This is a genomic window from Paenibacillus apii, assembly GCF_011043685.1.
Classification (GTDB): domain Bacteria; phylum Bacillota; class Bacilli; order Paenibacillales; family Paenibacillaceae; genus Paenibacillus_AQ; species Paenibacillus_AQ sabinae.
In genome coordinates this window covers 83245-106154 of sequence record NZ_JAAKGU010000005.1, presented here as the reverse complement: position 1 = coordinate 106154, position 22910 = coordinate 83245, and the positions used below count along the sequence as shown (strand labels likewise).

The window sequence follows — 22910 nt, the reverse complement described above, 5'->3', positions numbered from 1 at the left end:
GGCGATATTGTACTTCTTCTCGTAACTGTCATATTCATTCCGGCTAATGCCGAAAGACTGGATAATATCATTCAAATTACTGGTTAAGGTAAATTTACCGCACATGAGACAGCCCTCCTTTTTTCAAATTCACCCCTCTAGACAGTGGATGAATACAAGGACCAACAACTCCCAGTATCGGCCCCTTACCGACTGTGTTACCCTAAAAAAGGGTGATAAATCATGTTTTACCCGCCTATGTTATTGCAATATGCTGTTGATAACAAGCCTTTCGACCATCCCGACTATTTCGCCAGTTTGAAACTGGACGGCATCCGTTTGCTTGTGTCCAATATGGATGCGCTGAAGCTTTACACGAAAAACATGGACGTCACATTTCGCTTCCCTGAGCTCCACAATCCTCCTATAAGTAAAGGAACCATCCTGGACGGGGAATTAATCGTTACGGATGAAAAGGGCCACCCTGACTTTGAAGCGATGATGGCTCGTTTTCATTCCCGGAAGGCCAAGCACCGGATCCAGTTTTGCGCCTTTGATATCCTGTATTATCGCGGGGAGAACGTCATGGGCTTACCACTGGAAAGGCGCTTGGAATTGCTGGAATCGGAATTAACCGAAACAAAGTATTACTCGCGCATGCGGGTAATGAACGGCAGCGCTGTACAGTTTTTCGAGCTCGTGAAGTCTGCTGGTTTAGAAGGTATTGTGCTAAAGAAATGGGACAGTCTTTACCAAACCCGAATTCGCCCCTGTGACCCGGGAAGCAAGGCAATCCGTTCATGGGCCTGGCAGAAGGTTATTAACTACGACTACGCCGATGTGGTAATTACTGGCTATGCCAAGGAAGAGCATGAATGGCTCATTGGAGAACCAAGGGACGGCCACATTAAGCCGCTGGGCTCAATTAAACTTGGGATAACGGCTCAGCACCGTAAAGCTGTATGGCCACGCCTTAAGCGGTCTATCGTTGGCGAGAATAAGCAATTCGTTTTTGTTGATCCAGTCTTTCAATGCAGGGTAAAACATCGCGGCTTTTACAAGTCAGGCCGTATGCGTTTGCCTGTACTGGAGGCTGTAATAGGATAAACCGGAGGAGATTCTTCCGGTTTATATTTTTCATTAATGGATGTCTTTATTCCATGCGGCTCTTCTAATTGTTATACCTCCAGACTACTTAAAATAAGTTTTAGACGCCCATGCCGCTAACACGGCACCATCAGATGATGAAATAGAGTTATTTCAGGATAGACTGACCGTAGAAATTGAAACAGCGACAGCCACGGACGAAAAAATAAAGTCCTAGACTGTCGCTGTTTCATTGAATGCTAATGTCTCCGTTAGCTAATCAGAAAATCAATAACAAATTTTATTAAGAAAAAACCTGCGCGTGATATACTGAAAGATGGGAAAGCGAAAGGGGGGAGAGCATATGGAAAGACTCTGTCCGAGACATAAAGAAGAGATGTTTGAGAAAATCGAGAACAACAAAATCGTGGCATTTTGGCGTGGACTGCGAGATTGACCGCATCTATAAAGCAGAAGAACTGAAGCACCGCAATTCTTTTCAAAAAATAATAGATGAAAACAAAGCCATCATGAGAAAATATGAGGACAATTTCGCTTCAGAGCGCGTCAAATATCTAGTCAAGAAACTACCTACATGCATTCTTTTCGTGGGTATGGGGTTTGCTACCCTGGGATGGTGGGTTTCGTTTATTATCCAGTTTGCGCTAGTGTCTGTAGAAGCTTTATCGCAACGCTTCTTGGGTTGGCAGTTTTATAAGGGTTTTGGCGAGTTCTGTACGCTTAATTATTGGATATCTGCCAGCATCTTCATGTTAGTAATATTTATCTATTTTTGGCACAACGACGAGACGGAAATGCCCGAACCACAGCTAATTCCCGAATCGGTACCACCTGACCGCAAGAAAATTGAGGACGATGTTTTAACCGAGGCGGGAAAGCAAATATCAATGGTTACTGCTTATAAAAAGAGGATACTCGAAGAATACATACTCGTAGCTTCTGACATCCACGAGGTGGACAAAATGGAAGGCGTGGAATTTGAGCATTTTTTGGCGGACGTATTCCGGCGCAAAGGATATAAGGTACAGTTAACGCCGGCAAGCGGCGACGACGGCGTGGACTTGATAATCATGAAGGCTGGAAGGAAAATCGCCGTCCAATGCAAGCGATACAGCGGAACCGTCGGAAATTCAGCTGTGCAAGAAGTCTTTGCAGGCAAATCGTTCTATGATTGCGATGAGGCAATGGTTGTCACGAACTCCACCTTAACGGCGCCCGCTGTCAATACAGCGCGCAAACTTGGCGTTACGCTGTGGGAACGAAGTCGATTGATTGAGGAACTGGCGCAAACGCAGGCGTCTATTGAGTTTGAGGATTACTTAGAGCGATATTACGCGTAAAACAAAAACACCGCTTCTAGAAATCAATCTAAAAGCGGCGTTTATTTTATACAACGTTCTTTATTTTTATTTCTTGGAATTCCTAGCTATATCATTATCCAGATTGCCACCACGCTCTACTGCCCGTTAGTTTAATAAAATGGGCAGGCTAACGAAGCGCCACCGAGAGCGCAAGAATGCAGTCATTCACTCTCAGAGGTTGCATCCTAGTAGCTTAAAAGCAAAAAGGGACTTAACTTATTTATTTTAGAGAAATCGATTTTTCTTAAATCATAATGAGCAATATTTAGTTCGGATTTGAAATCCTCGATACATTTATATGCTTCTTCCTTTTTATCAAATTGCCCTAATTGTGCATGTCTGTTCTTAGTCTTATCCTTTTCTACACATTCAAAAAAAATGAATAAGAATAGTGGTCATTTATGTAGTCTTTAATCCTGTTCATTCTTATTATCATTCTTTCCATTGGGCACCTCTATTTTTAATTTCCACCTTCTAGGTAATTATTCAAGAAGGAGACTAAACTCTCCTGCCTGTTAGCTTAATGGCGTCCATGAGTCTAATACATTATTTTCTCAGTCAAAAACTATATTTTCCAGTCTAAAACTATATTTTCTTCAGACAGTTCAAATACTCCTTTGCTCGCTCTAAGCCGCCTATTGACATTGGATAAAATTAGGGGCAGACTATACTTAGTTATACTAAATAATAAGGTTAGCAAGGTGATGTGATGAGCGATCCGGCAAGCCAGCTTAAAAAGGGCGTTCTGGAAATTTTGGTGCTGCATTTGCTGAGACGCGGAAATTTGTACGGCTACCAGTTGATCAACGAATTGGATGAGAGAAGCGGCGGATATTTCAAGCTTAAAGAAGGGACCCTGTACCCCGTGCTGTATAGGCTCGAGGATTCCCGGCTCGTCGAGAGCTACTGGGAGCAGACACAAGGCAAGCGCGGGGCCCGGCGCAAATATTACCGGATCACCGCTGCGGGTCAAGAATGGCTTAAGGAAATGACCGGAGAGCTTGCGCTGCTATATCACTCCATTTATAAGATTATGGGAGATGAACGTTTATGAGCCAACGATTGAAGCTCTATGTCAACGAAGTGATAGCGGGAATTGAAGCAGACCCCGGTACCAAACGCAGAATCGCAGAGGATTTGTTAACTTCCCTGACGGAAAGGGCCGAGCGGAGCAGTGTAGAACGGGTGCTGGCCGAATCCGGAACGCCCCGGGAGATGGCCCGGGAATATATGAACGGACTGTACGGTGCCGAAGCGGGATCGAGTTACGGCAGCAATAAAGACTCTTACCAGGGACATGGTTACGAGACCTCAGGTTATGGCGATTATTACGAATACAAATCATCGGTTACGGTTCTGGACCTGCCGCTTGTGCATATTAAATTGCGCAGACGGGGCTGGTTCTATGGCGGCGCGCCTGCGGTTGCCAAAGGAATTATCGCCATCGGTGATGTGGCGCTCGGGGGCTTTGCCGTCGGGGGGATTGCGGCCGGTATCGTCGGCATTGGCGGCGTGTCTGCCGGGATTCTCGCGCTGGGAGGAGCAGCGCTGGGAGCCGTTGCGGCGGGCGGAGCCGCGGCGGGAGTCCTTGCCTTTGGAGGGGCGGCGGTCGGAGCGGTGGCGCTTGGAGGTCTGGCCATTGGCAAAATCGCCATTGGCGGCAGCGCCTTCGGAAGCTATACGATCAGCGCCGCGGATACCGGAACCTTCTCGCTGGAGCTGCTGCGCAGGATGCTGGAGGAGGCTTTCCCCCGTGCGGCCGGCTGGCTGAGCCGTTTGAGACCGTGAGCCTGATGCTATGGCCGATACGTAAGAACCTCCGTCAACTCCCGGGAAGGAGAAGCGGAGGTACTTGTGTAAGCTTAAAGACTTCGGATCTAGCGCATTTTCGCAAAAAAGCTGCGCAGCGCCCACCCGCGTTCCTGCCGCTTCTTGTACCTTGGCAGCGAGCGGTAGACGTCGATTGATTCGTTGAAAGAACGCTTTGCTTCGGTCTCCTGACCGAGCGCCTTATACATAGAGCCGAGCAAATAGTACGCCTCGCTGGATGAAGACTGAATGTCCTGGAACTCGTGCAAATAATGCAGCGCTTTGTCGCGGTCGGAATTGCGAAACGCCTCCGCAAGCCGAAGATAAGGCTGGCCGTACTGAACTCTCCGGTTAATCTCGAGTCCGCGCAGCATTTGGCTTTCGCCTTCCTCCAGCTGACCCAGCTTGATATTCGCATAGCCCAGATCAACCCAGTATTCGGCGGACTGCTCATAGCGGTCCCCGATTTGCAGCAGAAGCTCCTGCGCTTCCCTGTATTTCTTGCGCTCGCTTAAGAGGCGGGCCAGCTCGAACTTGGAAGAGACATCATTCGGGTTCAGCGAGATTTGAGTGCGAAGTCTGGAGCCTTGTCTTGCTCTGCGAAAAGGTCTGGTGATGCTCGGGAACACGCCGACATAGCGGCGGTCAAGGAAATAGAGTACCGCAAGCAGGATAATCACTGCAAGAAACGGATTCCCGACCAGCCTCCACAGCAGCATAAAAACGATAAATTTAACCATGATTTCCCTCCAAAAAAAGTGTTGCCGAAATATCCGCGGGCCGCAGCAATCCACAGGTGCATTATATCATTCTTTGGTCCGGCAGAAAATGGAAGAGGCCGCTCGCGGACTTGACATATTTGCGTCTTTATTGCTTTAGCAATGGTTAGGGAGCCGCCTATTGGTAATGGGGAGACAGGAGTGATAAAATAAAAAAATCAATCGAAGGAAGAATGGTGCGGTAGTGAGGATCGGATTTTTTGACTCGGGGATAGGTGGCATAACTGTATTGCATCAAGCGCTGAGGCTCCTGCCGAATGAAGATTACATCTTCTACGCGGACAGCTTGCATGTTCCATATGGGGATAAGCCGAAAGAAGAGGTAAGGCAATATATATTCGAGGCCGCTGACTTTATTGCAAGCCAGGGCGTCAAAGCATTAGTCATTGCCTGTAATACGGCAACCAGCATTGCGGTGCAAGACCTTCGCCAAAAATATGATTTCCCTATTTTAGGTATTGAGCCGGCCGTTAAACCGGCTGTTCAACAATGTGAAGGAACCCGGAAAAAAGTTCTGGTGCTTGCGACGAGTCTAACGCTGAAAGAAGAAAAATACCATAATCTGGTGAGAAGTGTGGATCGTCACGATATCGTTGAAAGCCTGCCGCTGAACGGCCTTGTCCGGTTTGCCGAACAATTCGATTTCAGCGAAGAAAGCGTGCTTCCCTATTTAAGAGACCAGTTCTCCCATCTGGATTTACGGCAGTACGGAACCGTTGTATTGGGCTGCACTCATTTTCCGTATTTTATTCCTGTTTTTAAGAAGCTTTTTAACGATGACGCGGAGATTATTTCAGGCAGCTTCGGGACGGCGAAGAACCTGAAGCATATTCTCGAATCCAGGAATCAATTATCGGATGGGACAGGAGAGATTTCTTTCTACCATTCCGGCCGTAAAGTCGAGGATCAGGCGACTCTCACCCAATATCATAGGTTGTTCAGAATGCTGGATGAAATGTAATTACGAGCACAACAGCGGCAGTCAAAGGATGATTATCTCGTCCATGACTGCCGCTGTTTTTGTTTTTGCGGCCAGTCCGCAAATTTTTTTTCGTAAATTCACAAAAACTGTTTTGGACTGGAAAGAATAGGGTAAGTAAAAAGTAACAAATTCGTCATCATGCAAATTTTTCGTGAAAATGTAGAGGAAAAGGAGGCCGACTTCCATGACCTTACCCGTACATAATCTTATGGCGTTCAATCAGCAATATTTCAGAGCTCAGCCGCCCGTTGCTTTTAAACGGGAAGCCGTTCAGGAGAAGAGCCTGAGCTTTCAGGAGATTCTGAACGAAAAGATGAGCTCCGGCGGCACCGCTCTCAAAAAATAATCATTTTCTCTATGATGAGGACTGGCCGGGGATTCGCCGTAATGGCGAGTTGCCGGTTATTTGCTATGTCTGCATTTCCGCTATCTACCTGACTTCGAAGAACTCGCAGTCCCGCCGCGAATAATAGGTCAGATCGCTGACCCTGGACTGGATAATGACATCGGTATCGGTGAACCTCACCACCGTCGCTCCGGAGTTGATCAAGTGATCATTCTGGAACACGCGCACGGGCAGCTGCCGTTCCATAGCCTCCTGAAAGTCGCTGTCGGTGATCAAAGGTCGGTTTATCGGCATGTTAAAGCTCTCCTTTTTCGAAAAATAAGCACATCCAAAAGTAAAATCAGTATACCCGCGAAATGTCCCAAACGCCAGTGTAAGCCTAAACTTGCCTTGAAAACGAAATCACGATTATACTTGGGATTACTCAGGCGGGAGGTGATCTTTTGAAGACAAAAAATAATATCACGTCAATTCCGTTCATTCTGCAATGGACACTCAACGTCGCGCTTATCGTGCTGGCGGTTATTCTTGTCATTCTTCTCGGCAAGGAGACCCTTTATATTTTTGGCTTTGTTAACGATGGCGGCCATCTGACTAAACTGGACCTGCTGGAAGCTTTGCTGATTTATTTTTTGTATTTCGAGTTCATTGCCCTGATTATCAAGTATTTCGAAGCGCATTATCATTTCCCGCTCAGGTATTTTATCTACATCGGCATTACGGCGATGATCCGGCTGATTATTATCGATCATGAAAGTCCGTCGGATACATTGATCTATTCGGGAGCCATCCTGCTGCTGGTCATCACGCTCTATATTGCCAACAGCAATCTGCTCAAAAGAGAGAGTTAATCAAGTAACAGTAAAGCATCAGCCATAAAAACAGAACGCCGACCGGGTACGGTCAGCGGATCTGTTTTTTTTTCGCTTCCAGCGGCTTTCATGAAGGTTCGCCAGGTTCCGTCCATTCCGTGAACAGCCCGAAATCGGCCTCCACCTGATCGGCGTAAGCTGAGGCCCAATGGGAAATATGACTGGCGGGGAGGTCTGGGTCCGGTCCCATCGCCCGTGCAATTTCATTCTCGCTGTGATACGGGAGGACCCCTTGGTTTACATCGGCGTCCGCTCTCGCATGCATTTTCGCGGTGAGCTTGGCCATGATGATAAGCGTACGCTCCATATCCGGGATGGAATCGAAATTATCCAGCTTCAATCTTTTCTTATAGGGAGAACGCTCCCGTACATAGAAATGCCGTTCATCCATCGTGAAGAAACCAAGAAAGGGGTCCGCTTTATGATGCATGGCCTGCTGAGTCGCCGTCACCCTTTTGCCCTGATGGCCGAAATAATGCCAGAACGATTCCGAGTAAGGCATGAAGTATGCGGGGATTGGCACGCGAACCTCTTTGGCTTCCAGCACCGTGCTGTCCGCATCCTTTTTTTCTCCGCCTTCGATCAGGATATAATAGCGGGCCAGCCCGATCGAAGCCGTTCCCGAGCCTTCTTTTACCGCGATGTCCTTGATGTCGTATTGTTCCGGCTCCGATCTCCGGGAATTTAGCGTCTCCAGATAGAACGGCCACGCCTGTTCTAATCTTTCCTGTTCGGCTCTGCCGGGCACCTGCAGCTCCGAGGTTTCAAGAAATATTCGGTCATTCTGCATGGAGGCGGTCACCTTCTCCAGAAAATGCGCCGCTTTTCGTTTTTCCAGTTTACGCAGCAGTTTTTTGACGGGCCCCTTCGCCGAATCCTCATCGATCATGAATTTGCCCGGATCATCCTTGCCTTCACAAAAAGCCTGAATCTGGCGGTAATACGCCTTTACATAGGTTTCCACACCTTCCAATTGATCCTCGCGGGTGTAGCCGAGCTCCCGGCAGACAAGGATAATGCTGACAGACATCCGCAGGAGATCGTAGAGATAGGACCCCACATAGCCTTCGTCAAAATCATTGACATCATAAACCAGATTTCCGTCTTCATTACGAAAAGCGCCGAAATTCTCGAAATGCAAATCTCCCTGAATCCAGGTGGGGCGCTCGGGTGAGGAATGGTAGGGAAAATACTGGCGTGTAGCATCAAAATAGAAAAGATAGGCGCTGCCCCGGAAAAAAGAGAATGGGCTCAGCCGCATTTTGGCGTATTTCTCGGCTCTTTTGCCGTCGTCAAGCTTCATAATTTCGCCGTCAAACTCGTTAAAAATGGAGATCAGCGCCTGCTTGCGCAGCTTCGTCCGTGTGCGGATCACACCTTCGGTAATGTTATGGTCGATCATCCCGGACCTCCTCTGTTTATTGGTGCGTACTTCTATTAACCGTAATCTGTATATACTATTTTTGCAATGGTCCTTGAAACTAGTCATAGAAGAAGGACTCCTTAGCGGAGTCCTCCCAGTGTAATAAGTTCTTCGATTTTTTCTGGATGAAACGTGATTCTGCCAGCAGCTATTCCTCGTAAATGACGACGGAACGGCTTGCCGCTTCCCACTTGACTGTTGCCTTAAGCGATTCGCTGACGAAGCGGACAGGAACTACCGTGGTGCCGTTCACAACGGCAGGAGCGGTCTGCAGAGCAACTTTTTTGCCGTTTACGTAAGCGGTCTTGCTGCCGATGACGAGCTTGACGGCGATTCCGCCGCGGGTGATGGTCACGGACTGCTTTTGTTTGTTCCAGGTGACCTTGGCGCCCAGTTCTTCGGCGATGGCACGGAAAGGAACAAGCGTTGTTCCGCCCTGAAGAACAGGAGCCGATCCGGCGTCAGGCTGTTCCCCGTTAACATATAGCCGGATGCCTTTTTTTCCTAATTTATCATAGAGTTTGCCGAGCTTTTTGTAGGAGTCGAGGTTCTTGACATTCGCCTTGATTACTTCCTGGCGGACATATACCGCGTCGGTTACACTGCCGTTTTGTTCCAGCATTTCGGCGACGGCTGTCAGTGCCGCATCCTTGGCCTTGATGGCTTCCAGCCTGGCTTTCATTTCAGGAGTCAGCTCGGTGGAGTAATTCGTGAGCAGCAGTTCGGCAAGAACGGCTCCGGCCGGCTTGTCTTCCACATTTTCGATGGCTTTAAGCAGACCGTTGTAACCGTTGTGGCCTTTATATGTACTTGTTGTTGCGGTTTCCTGATACGTAGCATCCGTAACCGACTTCTTCTTGTTCTCTTTGCTCTCGGATTTCCCCTCGGCCTTGTCAGATGGGCCTTTGTCCGAGGCGGCATTTTTCTGGCTTTGCCCGTTGCCGCTAGAGTGATCGGGTTTGGCCAGCGCCGAACCGGCCGTTAGGCTTGTCACCAGCATACAGGTTAAGAGGATTATCCAGCTTTTTTTCATTTGTTATGTGCCCTCCTTGATCGAATGTATTTATTTTATCGGTCTTTGAGTGACACATTTGAGGAAGCACGGAAAATTTAAGTCAAATTCCTATTCGCGCTCCTCTTGATTGGCTAGTTCCGCCGCCGCTAACCGGGGGCTTGAGGCGGAGGCAATGGCGGAAATGACCGAAATGCCGTCGGCGCCCGCTGCCAGAACAGGGAGGGCATTGTTAACGGTTATGCCGCCGATGCCAACAATAGGAATGGAGATGCCTTCTCTGCGCAGGCTCTCGATCAACACCGTGCCCTGGACCGGCCGGGCATCGTCTTTGGACGATGTCGGGTAGACAGGGCCGATCCCGAGATAGTCGGCGCCGTCGGCGATGGCCTGCCGGACTTCCTCAGGCGTATGGGCGGACACGCCGATGATTTTATCGCTGCCCAGCTGCTCACGCAGAATCCGGGCAGGCTCGTCATCCTGGCCGACGTGCACGCCGTCCGCGTCAAGCGCGATCGCCAGGTCGATATCGTCGTTGACGATAAAGGGGACGCCGTGGGCCCGGCAGATCCCCTGAAGCTCCCGGGCGAGGTCCAGCTTGGCTGCGCCGGTCAGCGCGCCGGTGCCTTTTTCACGGAATTGAAAGATCGTGACTCCTCCGGCAATCGCTTCCTTAAGAACTTCGGCGGCCGGACGGCGGCAGTTGATGCTGCCCATAATGAAATAGACCTTGAGGAGGCCGCGAACATATTCGCTGTCCAGTCTTTCTCCGCCGCTCAATGGGGAGCCGGAGAGTGGGTTCCGTTCGCTCATTGCCGGTCACTTCCTTCCGCGCGGAGCCTGCGGCCATACGCAAAATGGTTGGTCGGTCCGTGTCCGCCCCCGATGCCTAGTCCGTCTTCGATCGCCGCCCGGATGAACGCCTTGGCGGTACGAACGGCTTCTGCCGCCGAATGTCCTTTTGCCAGTTCCGCTGTCAAAGCAGCTGAATAGGTACAGCCCGTTCCGTGCGTATGCCGGGTGTCGATTCTCGGGCTTTCCATATACACAAATTCTCGGCCGTCGTACAGCACATCCGTGACGATGCCGTTTTCGCTGCCATGGCCGCCCTTGATGACCACGCTCTGAGACCCCATTTGCCGGATTCTTTTGGCCGCTTCCTCGCAGTCCTGTAGATTAGCAATGCTCATGCCGGCAAGAATTTCGGCTTCCGGAATGTTCGGCGTGGTTACCAGGGCGAGAGGAAGCAGGTGGTCAATAAGGGACTGAACCGCCTCACGCAGCAGCAGCGACGACCCTCCTTTGGCAACCATAACCGGATCGATCACGAGATTGCTCCAACCGTACTGCCGGATTTTATCCGCAACGGTCCGTATAATCTCGCTGTTGAACAGCATGCCGGTCTTGACCGCATCCGGGGCCAAATCCTCGCCGACCGAATCCAGCTGCTGTGCCACAGCCGCAGGTTCAAGCGGGTATACGCCCTGAACGCCGAGCGTATTCTGCGCCGTCACTGCGGTCAGCGCGGACATGCCGTAGACGCCAAGCTCCTGGAATGTCTTGAGGTCGGCCTGGATTCCCGCGCCGCCGCCGCTGTCCGAGCCGGCGATCGTTAACCCCTTGTATACGTTCATTGTTTTGCCTCCTTTGCTGAGTAGTTCTGTTTACGCTTCGCGTATTTTCGAAAGCTTGCCGTATTCTTCCGGCGTAAGCAGAGCCAGCTGGTTCAGGAATTCGAACTGGAAGCTGCCCGGACCCTGGGAAGCCGTCTTCTCCGACGCGATTTCGGCGGCGACGCCGTAGAAGGAGAGGGCTTCGGCCGCCGCTTCCAGCGGAGCGTCCCCAGCGATCGCTAGGAAAGCGGCAACGACGGAGCTGAGCAGACATCCTGTTCCGGTCACTTTGGTCAGAATGGGGTCGCCGTTGGCCGCGATATACGTCTTCTCGCCATCGGTGATAATGTCCTCTTTTCCGGTTACAATGACGATGCATCCGAGCTTCTTCGCCGCTTTCACAGCGACGGCGGCATGATCGCCGTCGCCTGCTCCGGCGTCCACGCCCTTGATGGACCATTTCTCCCCGATCACGTTGGCAACCTCAGCCACATTGCCCCGCAGCGCGGTAATTTTCATTTCCGAAACGAGGCGATGGGTGACTTCTGTCCGAAAGGCCGTCGCACCGGCGCCCACCGGATCAAGAACGACCGGCACACCGTGCTTGTTGGCCGACTGTCCGGCAATCAGCATGGCCTTGATGGAGTGATCGTTAAGCGTGCCGATGTTGATCAGTACGGCGCCGGACATCGCAGCGACATCCGCCACCTCTTCATGCGAATCCGCCATAAACGGCGAAGCGCCCAGCGCGAGCAGACCGTTCGCAGTAAAGTTGGTGACGACGATGTTGGTAATGTTGTGGATGAGCGGATTGTTGTCCCGAAGCTTCGTAATAAATGACATTTTAATTCCTCCCTAAAAAAAGTATAAACCTTATAAATTTACAAAAGCGTCTCCGGCCTGAATACCCGCAGGCAGCAGTCCGTTATCCGAAAGCCACTGACGCACCTTATCCCATGAGGCGGGGTCCTGATAGCCGAAAGGCTTATCGCCAGCGTCCATAAGCGGAAGCAGTACCTTCAGGCTTTGCGTTTCAATGTCCTTGTCAAGCGGGGCGGTCGTGTCTTCATGCTTCAGCAGGATCGCCAGCGCTTCGTCAGGATGCTCTTTTACATACGCCTGGCCTTCCCGCATCGCTGCCAAAAATTTGCTGAAATCGTCCTTACGGGTGCCGACTCCTTCGTCGCTTGCGACCAGCACCAGCTCGGAATAGTCGGGTACGCCATATTTCGCCGGGTCGATGGAATTGACGGGATGGCCTTCTTTTTGCAAAATAAGCTGCTCGTGGTTGATGAATGCTCCCATAATGGCGTCGGTCTGTCCGGTGGAAATGGCCGGGATCAAATCGTAGCCCACATCCACAAAATTCACTTTGTCCGGATCTCCGCCATCGGTCTTGACCATCGTTTTGACTATCGCCTCATAGAGCGGGATGGAGGAATAGCCGACATTTTTGCCTGCCAAATCCTTAGGGCTATGTACGGAGCTGTCCACAGGCACCATCAGGTGGGTCAGCGGATGACGGACAATGGAGGCCAGCGTTTTGACGGGAATCTTCTCCCCCCGGGCCATCAGCACTTGCGGCTGGTAGCTCAGCGCCAGATCAACCTTGCCGGCGGCGACGAGCTTCAGCGCGTCATTCGTGTCGGCCGGCATTTGAATCTCTACATCAAGCCCCTGCTTGGCGAAATACCCCTGTTCCTGGGCGGTATACAAAAAAGAATGCACGGCGTTCGGATACCAGTCGAGCATAAGCGTCAGCTTGTGAGCAGGTTCGGCCGGGCTGGCCGATGCAATGGGGGCTTGTGAGGGCGCGGAGGAAGCCGCCGCATCGCCTGAAGGCGAAGAGCCTCCACAAGCGGTTGTCACAAGCAGCATCGTTAGGGCAGACAGCAGCATAGCTTTACTACGGGTAAAAAATTTCATCAATATGTACCTCTTTTCTTAAGAATCTGATGTTCTAGCAGCCGGACGGCGAGGAAAAGGGCGATGCCGAGCGCCGAGAGCAGGGCAATCGCGGCAAACATTTCGGCGCTGTGCAGGCTTCCGGCCATCCGGCGGCTGTAATAACCGAGACCGCGAGTCCCACCGAGCCATTCGCCTATAGTTGCGCCGATCACGCAGTACACTGCGGTCAGCTTCAGCCCCGAGAAAAAGGAGGGGAGAGCCAGCGGAACGCCGATCTTAAGCAGCAGTTGCCTGCGGCTTGCGCCCATCGTCAGCAGCAGCTCTTGGTAGGCGCCGCGGCTTTTGCCCAGACCGTCGTAGACGCCGACGACCACCGGAAAGAACGCTGTCAGGAAGACGACGGCAACCTTGCTCCACAGGGAATATCCGAACCACATAATAAAAATGGGGGAGAGTGCAATCAATGGAATCGTCTGGCTTACGATAATCAATGGATAGAGCGCCTTCTCCAGCGTCCGGGACAGATGCATGCCGGTTCCAAGCAAAATGCCGCCTGCCACCGACATCAGGCAGCCGATAGCGACTTCCTCCAGGGTGGCTGGCAGATGAGTGCCCAGTAGCAGCCCTGCGTTTCGGACGAGCGCCGTCCAGATCGAGGAAGGAGCGGGAAGGATAAAGGACGGAACAAGTTCCGTGCGCACTGCGGCTTCCCATAAGGCGAGAATCAACAGCGACAGGAGAGGGAAGGCGCCTGAGCGGTGAATCCCTTCCTTAAACGGCGCGCGTTTCATACAGCCTCCGCTCCAGCTCGGCCCGTAAGGATACAAAGCCGGGTTCAAAGTTCATTTGCATGCTGCGGGGCCTTGGAAGCCCGACGTTCATCTCCTGAAGGGCGCCGCCGCTTCCGGCAGGCATCAGAAAGATGCGGTCGCTGAGCAGAACCGCTTCCTCCAGATCATGCGTGATGAACATCACCGTCCGCTTAAGGTTCCCCCATAGCTCCAGCAGCCAACGGTGTATGTCCCGCTTGGTCATCGCGTCGAGCGCGCCGAATGGTTCATCGAGCAGCATCAATTCGCCACCGTTCATCAGCGTGCGGACAAAGGCGGCCCGCTGCCGCATCCCGCCGGACAGCTCATGCGGATAAGCAAGCTCATATCCGGCGAGCCCGACACGCTTCAGCATGTCACGCGCCTTGGCCTTGGTTCCGCTGGCGGCCTGGCCTTTAATCTCAAGCGGCAGCAGGCAGTTGTTTAGCACGGTCCGCCAGGGCAGAAGAAGATCCTGCTGAGGCATGTAGGCGATATGGCCAAGCCGGTTGGCGCCTGAGCCGGAGTCGGTGCCGCGAAGCCGGATGTCTCCCGCAGACTGCTTCAGCAGTCCGGCTATCACTTTCAGCAGCGTGCTCTTGCCGCAGCCGCTGGCGCCGACGATGCTGACGAATTCGCCCTTGTGGACTGTCAATGACAGATCCGAAAATACGGGCTTCTGCTGCGGAAAGGAAAAAGAAAGGCGTTTAAGAGATAAAAGTTCTTCGATAGCGGGTCAACCCTCCTTTAAATGAACAAAGACCCGTCCATTTCCATTAGAGAAATGAACGGGCCTTTAGAAATCCGCCGAACATCAGCACAAGCTGTCCGGCTTCAGTCAAGTAAAAGCTCAGGTTCCACTTCCCTCCGCTGGTATGATCCAGATCAGGTTCCAAGGGTCCGAAGCTCGCGGCTCCGTCTCAGTCTAGTGACTCCCCTAGTGAAATTGCGGTCTTGTATTCGGTTATTATTGATTCTAACTATACCATATCCCTTGAGGTCCCTCAATGAATCGTTTGGGTCCAAGCAAGCTTACAACACAAGGGTACAGTACAAGGGCCGTTCCAGGCATTAGGTCATCCAATGGCCGGGAATCGTCAACGAGGGTGGCAGCTTCGTATGAATATCGCCCTTAGCCGAGTTGATTTGTGCTTGCGTAAGAAAAATACTCCCCGTGAGATCGGCTCCCCTTAAGTCAGCATCCCTGAAATCGGCGCCGATCAGGTCGGCCTGTCGCATGTCGACCTTTCGGAGGTCGGCCGCGATCAGCAGTGCGCCTCTCAAGTTGGCGCCCCTAAGATCGGCTTCCCGCAAATTGGCCCCGATATAGTCGTTTCTCTTGCTCATTTTGGGTTTTGCTTTCTGGTGATTATGATGCCGCGGCGGAACATTGGCCCGCACCCGTTCACTTGTCTGGAGCAGGAGATCGTTGACGACCGCCCGATGGGCGGGGACGTCCAGCTTGATAATCGAAACTGGATCAAGCTTCGTGAGATTCTCGGTTGATTCCAGAGCTGCCCGCAAATTGGTATTTATCGGTCCGGTCTCTTGCCTCTCCAATGCTTCATTCAAATAGCACAGCATCTCATGCAGCTGCTGCATAATCGGAAAGACCTCGAACATTTCCTGGGCCGAACCCGGATTTTTTCGCCAATCCTTTCCTTTATAAGTAATTTGGGATACTTTCTGCCCCGCGCCAAAGCATTCATAGACGGTACAGCCCTTATAGCCTTTTGCTCTGAGATCATTATGGATCCCGCAGCGGTAGTCGGCCTGCAGGTTGGGGCAGGGGATGCCTCCGGCTTTATCTGCTGCAAAATCGGCAGATTTGGCGTAAGGCAAAGCTGCGCAGCATAAACCGAAGCATTGTGCGCAATCGGCCTTTAAATGATTGGACATTGCCTACACTTCCTTTTATATGAAAACTACTTCAATAGTTTAATAAGGAATGCTTCAGGAGTAAACCGCTTTTCATGATTTCGTCTGCGCAGGCAAAAAAGAAACGCACGGATGCCTTCTGCACAGGAGGCAAGTGCGTTTCACTAAACAGTTTATCGATTGCCGTGAGCTTTCAGATACTCTAAGGCGTTATACAGCATGACAGCCGCTTCAGCCCGTGTCAGCTTGCTCTCCGGATGAAACTTACCGTCTTTGTCGAGCGCGGTGATCTTGTACGCGAGGGAGCGCTGAATGCCGCCCTGGTAAGAAGGGTCAATCTGGTCTTCGTCAGCGATTTTCGCCGGAGCCAGCTTGATCATCGGCAGATTGCCGGCTTTTTCAAGGCCTTGAACGAGCAGGGCAGTGAACTGCTGTTTGGTCATCGGTTCCTTGGGATCGATATCCGCCGGGACTTCGACACCGTTATAATGCGCGTTGATAAAAGCTTCGGCATACCAGGCGTCGTCTTTGACTTTGGTAAATATATCGCTGGCCACGGGAGCCTTAATGAAGTCTATGGCAGCCAGACTGAGCTGCAGGCCTCCCGCTATAAACTGAATACCTTGAGCTGCGCTCAAGGAGGAACCTGGCTTAAACTGCGAGCCGTCCACTCCTTTTACGAGCCCTCGGTCTTTCAGGCTTTGGATCATCTCCTTGCCCTGAACGGAGCCGAGATCGGTGAATCCGCTTCCGGCGGCAAAGACTGCGCTTCCTGCCGACAGCATCATTAGTGCGCTGATCGAAACGGCTGCCAGCGCTTTTTTGGTAAATGTCATATAGCTGCACCTCCAACTAGTACGGTTTACGAAACCGCCATATTCTAAACGGAGGACAGGCCGGAAAGGTTGCGGGAGGCAGCCGGGCAGAGGTCTATCATTCCACTCCCTTGAACAAAAGATTACGGTAAGGATAAGGGGAATCGCTGGTTTTGAACAGCAGAGCAATTCCGGACTCTTCAATGCTTACTGATTTAAGGGCAGGACTGCGGATAAGTCCGCGTACCATGGCCGAGACCGATTGGCGGTCATTTCTGCGAATACCCCGTGCCAGAGCTTTGGTGAAGTTCCGGTTAAAGGCCAGCTCGCGGTACAGCGGCAGCACGGCGAGGGCTATCCGGCGGTGCACCTTCGTGCTGAACGTAAACTGTACAAGTCCCGGCGGGATGGTAGTACCGTTCGTATACACCGCTATGGGAGGCGGAAAAGTAAAGTCCACAAAATACCCAATGGCATTTGTTCCGTATCCCTGCCGTGCGGCCAGCGGCGCAGCCTGCTTCAACAGCTTGCCCATCAGCCCAAGGTCAGCTGTGACAACCGCGCGGGTCCAGGCCCTCGCATAGCTTCGGCTTCCGGCTATGGTTCGGTAGAACGGCAGCATGCCCCTCGCCACTTTACGCAGAACATCTGCCGAAACGGCTGCGTCATTTTTTTTCGTTGTCTTCATCACCGGTCATCTCCTTAACAGAACGCTGTCTGCTATAAGGTATGGACTCCGGGCATTGATCCGTATGGGCTTTTTGCTTAAACGAGCGGAATAAATATTTGCATTCTCATGCTGCCCGGAAATCTGGAGTTAACCACATCGGTGACTTCAAAATCGGGTCCTTCCCTGCGAACATAGTTGGATTCTGGCAGCCATACGCCGTAAATGAAATCCCGTTTGTTCTGAATGTGCTCCGCGGGACCGTAGGCGTTGAACTTGGCGTATTTTCCTTCCGGCAGATCGATGCTGACATAGGGGTGATTTGGCGCTTCCCCGGTTTCGCCGGATTCTTCCCCTACAATAAAAGAGAATCCCCCGTCGTCCTGAAAGCGGCAGGAAACCCCGTAAGCCATTCCGGGCGCAGTTCTATGCGGGATATGCATAAAGTGTCCGTTTCTGCCGAAATCGTCGTAAAAGCCAGGGATCTCCCGGTAATGCCGGCCGCCATCCAAATGTGTCCTATACTCGCAGCCGATAATCCGTAAACGGTCCAATTGGACAATTGCCGGTTTGTCCATCTCGAATTCTCCGGTTTCTTTTTCCGGATAATGAAGAAAGCTGATCGGTGACTGTCCGATAAATCCCGGATTCTCTTTGCGAAATTTCCCGGGCGTTATCCCGGTATAGCTCTCAAAGGCGCGCGTAAAAGCTTCCTGCGAATGATACTGAAAGGCTACGGCAACGGAGAGAATGCTTTCATCCGAATCCAACAGATGCTTTGAAGCTTCGGTTATCCTGCGTTTGCGGATGTACTCCTGAACGGTAAAACCCGAAATGGCGAGAAACAGACGCTGAAAATGAAAAGGGGAGAAGGAGGCGGAAGAAGCGATTTCCTGAATGGCGAGGTTCTCCTGCAGATGATGCTCGATATAATCTACGGCCTTCTGTATTTGCAAATAATACTGCATGGGCTGAATTTCCTTTCCGGGGCTGAAATTGTAAATTCAAGATCATTATAACCGGAGGGCTTACGGGATGATTGATTTAAAATGCGCAGCTGACAGGGAGAGTAACGGCGGCTTGCCTCTTTCCTTTTTGCGATGCATTTGGTATGCTCTTATTATAATAATTCTAATCTAGACAATCTTACGATTAAACTTCCGGCAGCATAAATGATAAAGACCGGCTTGGTCCCATCGATTGCGTCTTTATCAACCGGGGAGGGAGGAATGATCATGAATCCTATAGATACAATTGCCCAGCAATTTGCCGCCCACAACTACAAGCTGACCTCACAGCGCGAAGCTATTGTTAAGGTTCTGCTTGATAACGAGAAGGACCATTTGAGCGTCGAAGAGGTGTATATGCTCGTCAAGGGAAGCTTCCCTCAGCTCGGTCTGGCCACAGTATACCGTACGCTGGAGCTGCTGTGCGAGCTTCATATCGTTGAGAAAATGAACTTCGGCGACGGCGTATCCCGTTACGATCTGCGCAGCGAAGGACATGATCATATGCACCATCATATGATCTGCCAATCCTGCGGCAAAGTGGCCGAAATCAAGGAGGATTGGCTGGAAGAGCTGGAGAAGCGACTCGAGAAGGAATACGGATTTGCGGTAACCGACCATCGTCTCGATTTCAAAGGCAATTACCGGATCTGCAAGGGCAGCGGCTGCAAGCGAGAGAAGGACGGCCAGGCGATATCGTAAGTGGATCTTAGCGAAAGAAGCTATCTTACAAATTGATAATCGGAAAAAGGGAGTGTCCTGCCGAGAGCGGCGGAGGCGCTCCCTTTTTGGGTTGGAGCGGAAATGCATCCAAGCGAAATTACAGCCTTTAGGCGGATTGCCACGTTTGAAAAAAGGCCTTTCCGGTTATAAAAAGGATACACTCACCTGCTTTCACTTCCTGCTAAAGTGCTATGACATCCTTAAGAAGCGAGGTGCAATAAGCATGAACCATACCAAGGCAAGAGAGCGATTGTTAACCGGATTCCGGGCCTGTGCGCTGTTGATGGCCGCAGTTCTGCTGTTTGTCATTGGGGGACAAGCCGTATCGGCAAATTCTCTGGCGTTCGCAGTACCGGGTTATCATAAATCGGCTGTAAAAGGACTGACTGAGGCTGTGCAAAAAGAAGCAGTCGGCATATACGAAGGACAGGCCGACCCTCATACCGTTGAAATAACAGTGTACGGCGAACCGGTCGATCTTCAGTTTAGCGAAGCGCTGGAAGCCCATGTGGAGAAACTGGAAGAGGGGACGAAAGTCGCCTTTGTCTATACCGAGCAGCAAGTCAAAGGGGATAGCATCGTCAGATTCCGCAGACTGCTGTCCATTAAAGAAGCGGAAGAATGAACGCTCTGCCGTGCACAGCAAGATGCCGTCCTGAAGAGGAGGGCATCTTTTTTGTGCACCAGCAGCAGGAAAGTTCAGGACTCAAGGTCAAATAAGCGCCGGCGCATCCTTTTCCCTGCTGAGGGTGCGGAACTGCTTCGGCGACATGCCGTAGCGTCTGCGGAACTGCCGGTGAAAGTAGGTGTAATTCATGAAACCGCAGGTTTCGGCGATGTGCTCCAGCGGCATCGGACTGTAGACGATCCGTTCGCGCGCCATTTCCAGGCGGACTTCATTTACATATTTCACAATCGTCGTCCCGAACTCCTCCTTAAATAGATGGACGGCCCGCGAGACGGAAATGTCGACATGAGCGGCCACGTCTTCAAGACGGAAGAGAAGTGCCGCGTTTTCTTCCACGAACTGCTTCATCCGGTAAGCCAGATAACCCCTTGGTGACACGGAAGGGCGGTCGAGTGTAATCCGGTCGATTTCCATGCAGAGAATCTGCAGGTAACAGCTTGAGATTTCCGGGGAAAAATCGGACAGGCGGCGCTGCTCCAGCACAAGCTGGCGAAAAAGGCCGACAAAGGCGTCGTTTAGCGGAATATGCATGAGCGACGCCCGATGACGGCTGTTCCACCACCGGTCGAGCCACTCTCCCCGGCAAAAAATATGATAATCTCCGCTTTCGACACGCGGTTCACCGAGCGGATAATGTTCCTTGTCGATAATCAGGTTGTAGGGAACGCCCGGAGCAATAAGCATCAGTCCGCCGCTTTCGACACGCGTGATCGCGCCGTCGATTAAAGCGCTGCAGCACCCTTCGGTCTGGAGACGAATCAGATAATGGGGAAAGCCTTCCGCTTCCGACATCTGGAACGGTTTGCGGTGGAAGGAAAATCCGGCGGTTAATATAGTGCAAGGTGCATCGCTTGTCATATGTCCTCCTGCCTTTTTTCAAATGATAATCAGATTGTTCATGTTTTAATCATATTATTCATTTTATTATATACGCTTTCAGATTACGATGATACTAGTTCCAGGGCATCGAAAAATAATACCCAGAATGAGAAATCCATCAAGAAAACATGGATTGCGGTTCGCCCAGGCAACAAGCGTCAGAAGCAGATGAAGGTGAATCAGCGGTAAGAAAGAGCCCTTTTGTTCAGGTCAAGGCTTTCAGATTTCCCATCAGGGCGCCGGCCCTGAAGTTGCCAGGCGGTTCGTGGGATCGTTTGCACTTGGGTACTGAACCAAACGGCTACAAAACCATGTCCAGGGAGTGATTGCATGTTGAAGATCGGGCTGCAGCTTTACACGCTCAGAGAAGAACTGGAACAGGATTTCGAAGGTACGCTGCGAAAAGTGGCGGCGCTCGGTTACAGCGGTGTCGAATTCTTCCATTATTTTGGCAGAAGCGAAGGCGAGGTCAAGGCGCTGCTTGAGGAGACAGGACTCATAGCCATAGGAGCACATCGCCCTTATGATGTCCTGCTGGAGAATGCCGATGCCGAAATGGACTACATACGCAAGATCGGCAGCAACTATTTGATCGTGCCTTATCTCAGTGAGGAGCAGCGCTCCGATTGGGGCAGGATTGCCGCCAATTTGCGGATTCTTGGAGAGAAGGCCAAGCAGCAAGGCGTGGTACTGTTTTACCACAACCATGATTTCGAGCTTCGGGAGAGCAGCGGAGGCCAGACCGCCTTCGATTATCTCTACAGCGAAGTTCCGCCGGAGCTGCTTCAGGTTGAAATGGATACCTGCTGGGTTCAGTACGGCGGTTACGACCCCGTGGAGTATATCGGCAAGTATGCCGGACGGCTTCCCCTCATCCATCTTAAAGATATGAAGCGGCGGGAAGACGGTTCGGCGGAAACGGTCGTGCTTGGCGAGGGCGAAGTTGATCTTACCGCCATTCTGAAGGCGGCGGAGCAGGCCGGGACCGAATGGGCGATTGTTGAACAGGATTACTGCAGCCGGCCGGCGCTTGAAAGCGTAGCGGCAAGCTTGGAATGGCTGAAAGCAAATTATAAACAAGGAGGCAACATTTATGTCTAAGACACTTAAAATCGCAATTATCGGCTGCGGAGGTATCGCGAACGGCAAGCATTTGCCAAGCCTTTCGCGCCAAAAAAACGCTGAACTGGTAGCCTTCTGCGATATTATCGAAGAACGGGCAAAGGAAGCGGCGGAGAAGTACGGCACGGAAGATGCCAAGGTCTATACAGATTTCCGCAAGCTGCTGGAAGACGGCGGCATCGACGTGGTTCATGTATGTACACCGAATGACAGCCACTCGGAAATCACGGTTGCCGCTCTGGAAGCTGACTGCCACGTCATGTGCGAAAAGCCGATGGCCAAGACAACGGCGCAGGCTCAGGCCATGCTGGAAGCAGCACGCCGTACCGGCAAGAAGCTGTCCATCGCCTACCAGAACCGTTTCCGCAATGACAGCCAATATTTGAAGGAAATGTGCGAGAACGGCGAACTTGGCGACATTTATTATGCCAAAGCGATTGCGCTGCGCCGGCGTGCGGTGCCGACGTGGGGCGTCTTCCTGGATGAAGAGAAGCAGGGCGGCGGACCGCTGATCGATATCGGCACCCACGCGCTCGATCTGACGCTGTGGATGATGGACAATTACAAGCCGCACAGCGTAACCGGCTCGGTCTTCCACAAGCTCGGACAACGCAAGAACGCCGCCAATGCGTTCGGCCCTTGGGACCCCGAGCAGTTCAAGGTCGAGGATTCCGCGTTCGGCTTCATTACGATGGAGAACGGCGCGACGATTGCGCTCGAGTCGAGCTGGGCACTGAACGTCGCCGAGTATGGCGAAGCGAAGACGCTGCTGTGCGGAACGGAAGCCGGCGCCGACATGACGAGCGGACTCCGTATCAACGGTGAGAAGTCCGGCCGTCTGTACGAGACGAATATCGAGCTTACTCCGGGCGGAGTCGCATTCTATTCGGGCGATGAGGAGAGCGAGGCGGATCGCGAAGCGCGCCTGTGGCTCGAAGCCGTAACCCTAGACAAAGAGCCGCTTGTGAAGCCGGAGCAGGCGCTTGTGGTCACGCAAATTCTGGAGGCGATTTACGAATCCGCCCGCACCGGGAAGACGGTTTATTTTGACGGAACCGAGGATAGCTGGGCCCAGGATTCGGCTCAAGCGGTACTGAATAAATAAATCAATTAACCTAACTACGGAAGATA

The 22910-nt window shown here is 51.8% G+C and carries 26 protein-coding genes and 1 riboswitch; of the genes, 11 read left to right on the top strand and 15 right to left on the bottom strand.

Features of this window, described 5'->3' with window-relative positions; genetic code table 11:
- The first annotated feature begins 222 nt into the window (after positions 1-222).
- From G5B47_RS12660 to G5B47_RS12645, 4 genes are all read left to right on the top strand, one after another.
- The gene (locus tag G5B47_RS12660; RefSeq protein WP_235949726.1) at positions 223-1086 is read left to right on the top strand and encodes an ATP-dependent DNA ligase; all 864 of its coding nucleotides are present in this window, start codon (positions 223-225) and stop codon (positions 1084-1086) included.
- A gap of 380 nt (positions 1087-1466) precedes the next feature.
- Positions 1467-2426, top strand: a complete 960-nt coding sequence (locus G5B47_RS12655) for a restriction endonuclease (protein ID WP_165098512.1) — start codon at positions 1467-1469, stop codon at positions 2424-2426.
- A gap of 730 nt (positions 2427-3156) precedes the next feature.
- The gene (locus G5B47_RS12650) at positions 3157-3501 is read left to right on the top strand and encodes a PadR family transcriptional regulator (protein ID WP_165098510.1); all 345 of its coding nucleotides are present in this window, start codon (positions 3157-3159) and stop codon (positions 3499-3501) included.
- Complete coding sequence (locus tag G5B47_RS12645) at positions 3498-4235, top strand: hypothetical protein (protein ID WP_165098508.1); 738 nt, start codon at positions 3498-3500, stop codon at positions 4233-4235. The genes G5B47_RS12650 and G5B47_RS12645 overlap by 4 nt, the downstream gene beginning before the upstream one ends.
- Positions 4236-4324: 89 nt before the next feature.
- Here the strand turns inward: G5B47_RS12645 and G5B47_RS12640 are convergent, their stop codons facing one another.
- Positions 4325-4996: a tetratricopeptide repeat protein gene (locus G5B47_RS12640; protein ID WP_165098505.1), complete on the bottom strand. Its 672-nt coding sequence runs from the start codon at positions 4994-4996 to the stop codon at positions 4325-4327.
- A gap of 223 nt (positions 4997-5219) precedes the next feature.
- On the opposite strand from G5B47_RS12640, the gene murI reads away from it, so the two are divergent.
- Positions 5220-5996, top strand: coding sequence for a glutamate racemase (gene murI / locus G5B47_RS12635; protein WP_025334734.1), 777 nt, complete (start codon positions 5220-5222; stop codon positions 5994-5996).
- Positions 5997-6201: 205 nt separating this feature from the next.
- Entirely contained in the window at positions 6202-6363 is a 162-nt protein-coding gene (locus G5B47_RS12630; protein ID WP_165098502.1) for a hypothetical protein, read from the top strand.
- Positions 6364-6447: 84 nt separating this feature from the next.
- On the opposite strand, the gene G5B47_RS12625 is transcribed toward G5B47_RS12630, so the two are convergent.
- Positions 6448-6657: a hypothetical protein gene (locus G5B47_RS12625; RefSeq protein ID WP_165098499.1), complete on the bottom strand. Its 210-nt coding sequence runs from the start codon at positions 6655-6657 to the stop codon at positions 6448-6450.
- A gap of 149 nt (positions 6658-6806) precedes the next feature.
- Between G5B47_RS12625 and psiE the strand changes: the two genes are divergently transcribed.
- The gene (gene psiE / locus G5B47_RS12620) at positions 6807-7214 is read left to right on the top strand and encodes a phosphate-starvation-inducible protein PsiE (protein WP_165098496.1); all 408 of its coding nucleotides are present in this window, start codon (positions 6807-6809) and stop codon (positions 7212-7214) included.
- Between the two features lie 88 nt (positions 7215-7302).
- Here the strand turns inward: psiE and G5B47_RS12615 are convergent, their stop codons facing one another.
- From G5B47_RS12615 to G5B47_RS12560, 12 genes are all read right to left on the bottom strand, one after another.
- Positions 7303-8637: a DUF2252 family protein gene (locus tag G5B47_RS12615; RefSeq protein ID WP_165098494.1), complete on the bottom strand. Its 1335-nt coding sequence runs from the start codon at positions 8635-8637 to the stop codon at positions 7303-7305.
- Positions 8638-8806: 169 nt separating this feature from the next.
- A complete protein-coding gene (locus G5B47_RS12610) occupies positions 8807-9691 on the bottom strand; it encodes a copper amine oxidase N-terminal domain-containing protein (protein ID WP_165098492.1) in 885 nt (294 codons plus the stop codon).
- Between the two features lie 90 nt (positions 9692-9781).
- The gene (thiE, locus tag G5B47_RS12605) at positions 9782-10483 is read right to left on the bottom strand and encodes a thiamine phosphate synthase (protein WP_165098490.1); all 702 of its coding nucleotides are present in this window, start codon (positions 10481-10483) and stop codon (positions 9782-9784) included.
- Positions 10480-11304, bottom strand: a complete 825-nt coding sequence (gene thiD, locus G5B47_RS12600) for a bifunctional hydroxymethylpyrimidine kinase/phosphomethylpyrimidine kinase (protein ID WP_165098488.1) — start codon at positions 11302-11304, stop codon at positions 10480-10482. Before thiD ends, thiE begins: the two co-directional genes overlap by 4 nt.
- A 30-nt stretch (positions 11305-11334) precedes the next feature.
- Positions 11335-12126, bottom strand: coding sequence for a hydroxyethylthiazole kinase (thiM, locus tag G5B47_RS12595; protein WP_165098486.1), 792 nt, complete (start codon positions 12124-12126; stop codon positions 11335-11337).
- A 30-nt stretch (positions 12127-12156) separates the two neighbouring features.
- A complete protein-coding gene (locus G5B47_RS12590) occupies positions 12157-13209 on the bottom strand; it encodes an ABC transporter substrate-binding protein (protein ID WP_235957158.1) in 1053 nt (350 codons plus the stop codon).
- Complete coding sequence (locus G5B47_RS12585; RefSeq protein ID WP_165098484.1) at positions 13209-13982, bottom strand: ABC transporter permease; 774 nt, start codon at positions 13980-13982, stop codon at positions 13209-13211. Before G5B47_RS12585 ends, G5B47_RS12590 begins: the two co-directional genes overlap by 1 nt.
- Positions 13963-14655 (bottom strand): ABC transporter ATP-binding protein, encoded by a 693-nt coding sequence (locus G5B47_RS12580; RefSeq protein WP_328804527.1) that lies wholly within the window; start codon positions 14653-14655, stop codon positions 13963-13965. Before G5B47_RS12580 ends, G5B47_RS12585 begins: the two co-directional genes overlap by 20 nt.
- A 190-nt stretch (positions 14656-14845) precedes the next feature.
- Positions 14846-14949, bottom strand: a riboswitch (TPP riboswitch).
- A 122-nt stretch (positions 14950-15071) separates the two neighbouring features.
- A complete protein-coding gene (locus G5B47_RS12575; protein ID WP_165098482.1) occupies positions 15072-15899 on the bottom strand; it encodes a pentapeptide repeat-containing protein in 828 nt (275 codons plus the stop codon).
- A gap of 152 nt (positions 15900-16051) precedes the next feature.
- Entirely contained in the window at positions 16052-16714 is a 663-nt protein-coding gene (locus G5B47_RS12570; RefSeq protein ID WP_165098480.1) for an S-layer homology domain-containing protein, read from the bottom strand.
- Between the two features lie 97 nt (positions 16715-16811).
- Complete coding sequence (locus tag G5B47_RS12565; RefSeq protein ID WP_165098478.1) at positions 16812-17381, bottom strand: hypothetical protein; 570 nt, start codon at positions 17379-17381, stop codon at positions 16812-16814.
- 77 nt (positions 17382-17458) lie between these two features.
- Complete coding sequence (locus G5B47_RS12560; protein ID WP_165098475.1) at positions 17459-18328, bottom strand: AraC family transcriptional regulator; 870 nt, start codon at positions 18326-18328, stop codon at positions 17459-17461.
- Between the two features lie 267 nt (positions 18329-18595).
- On the opposite strand from G5B47_RS12560, the gene fur reads away from it, so the two are divergent.
- Together fur and G5B47_RS12550 are read left to right on the top strand one after the other, a co-directional pair.
- Positions 18596-19069, top strand: a complete 474-nt coding sequence (gene fur, locus G5B47_RS12555; protein ID WP_206107347.1) for a ferric iron uptake transcriptional regulator — start codon at positions 18596-18598, stop codon at positions 19067-19069.
- Between the two features lie 244 nt (positions 19070-19313).
- Positions 19314-19715 (top strand): hypothetical protein, encoded by a 402-nt coding sequence (locus G5B47_RS12550; RefSeq protein WP_165098473.1) that lies wholly within the window; start codon positions 19314-19316, stop codon positions 19713-19715.
- Between the two features lie 87 nt (positions 19716-19802).
- Here the strand turns inward: G5B47_RS12550 and G5B47_RS12545 are convergent, their stop codons facing one another.
- Positions 19803-20636, bottom strand: a complete 834-nt coding sequence (locus tag G5B47_RS12545) for an AraC family transcriptional regulator (protein WP_165098471.1) — start codon at positions 20634-20636, stop codon at positions 19803-19805.
- Positions 20637-20987: 351 nt separating this feature from the next.
- Between G5B47_RS12545 and G5B47_RS12540 the strand changes: the two genes are divergently transcribed.
- Positions 20988-21758 (top strand): sugar phosphate isomerase/epimerase family protein, encoded by a 771-nt coding sequence (locus tag G5B47_RS12540; protein WP_165098469.1) that lies wholly within the window; start codon positions 20988-20990, stop codon positions 21756-21758.
- Positions 21751-22884: a Gfo/Idh/MocA family protein gene (locus G5B47_RS12535; RefSeq protein WP_165098467.1), complete on the top strand. Its 1134-nt coding sequence runs from the start codon at positions 21751-21753 to the stop codon at positions 22882-22884. The genes G5B47_RS12540 and G5B47_RS12535 overlap by 8 nt, the downstream gene beginning before the upstream one ends.
- Positions 22885-22910: the final 26 nt, after the last annotated feature.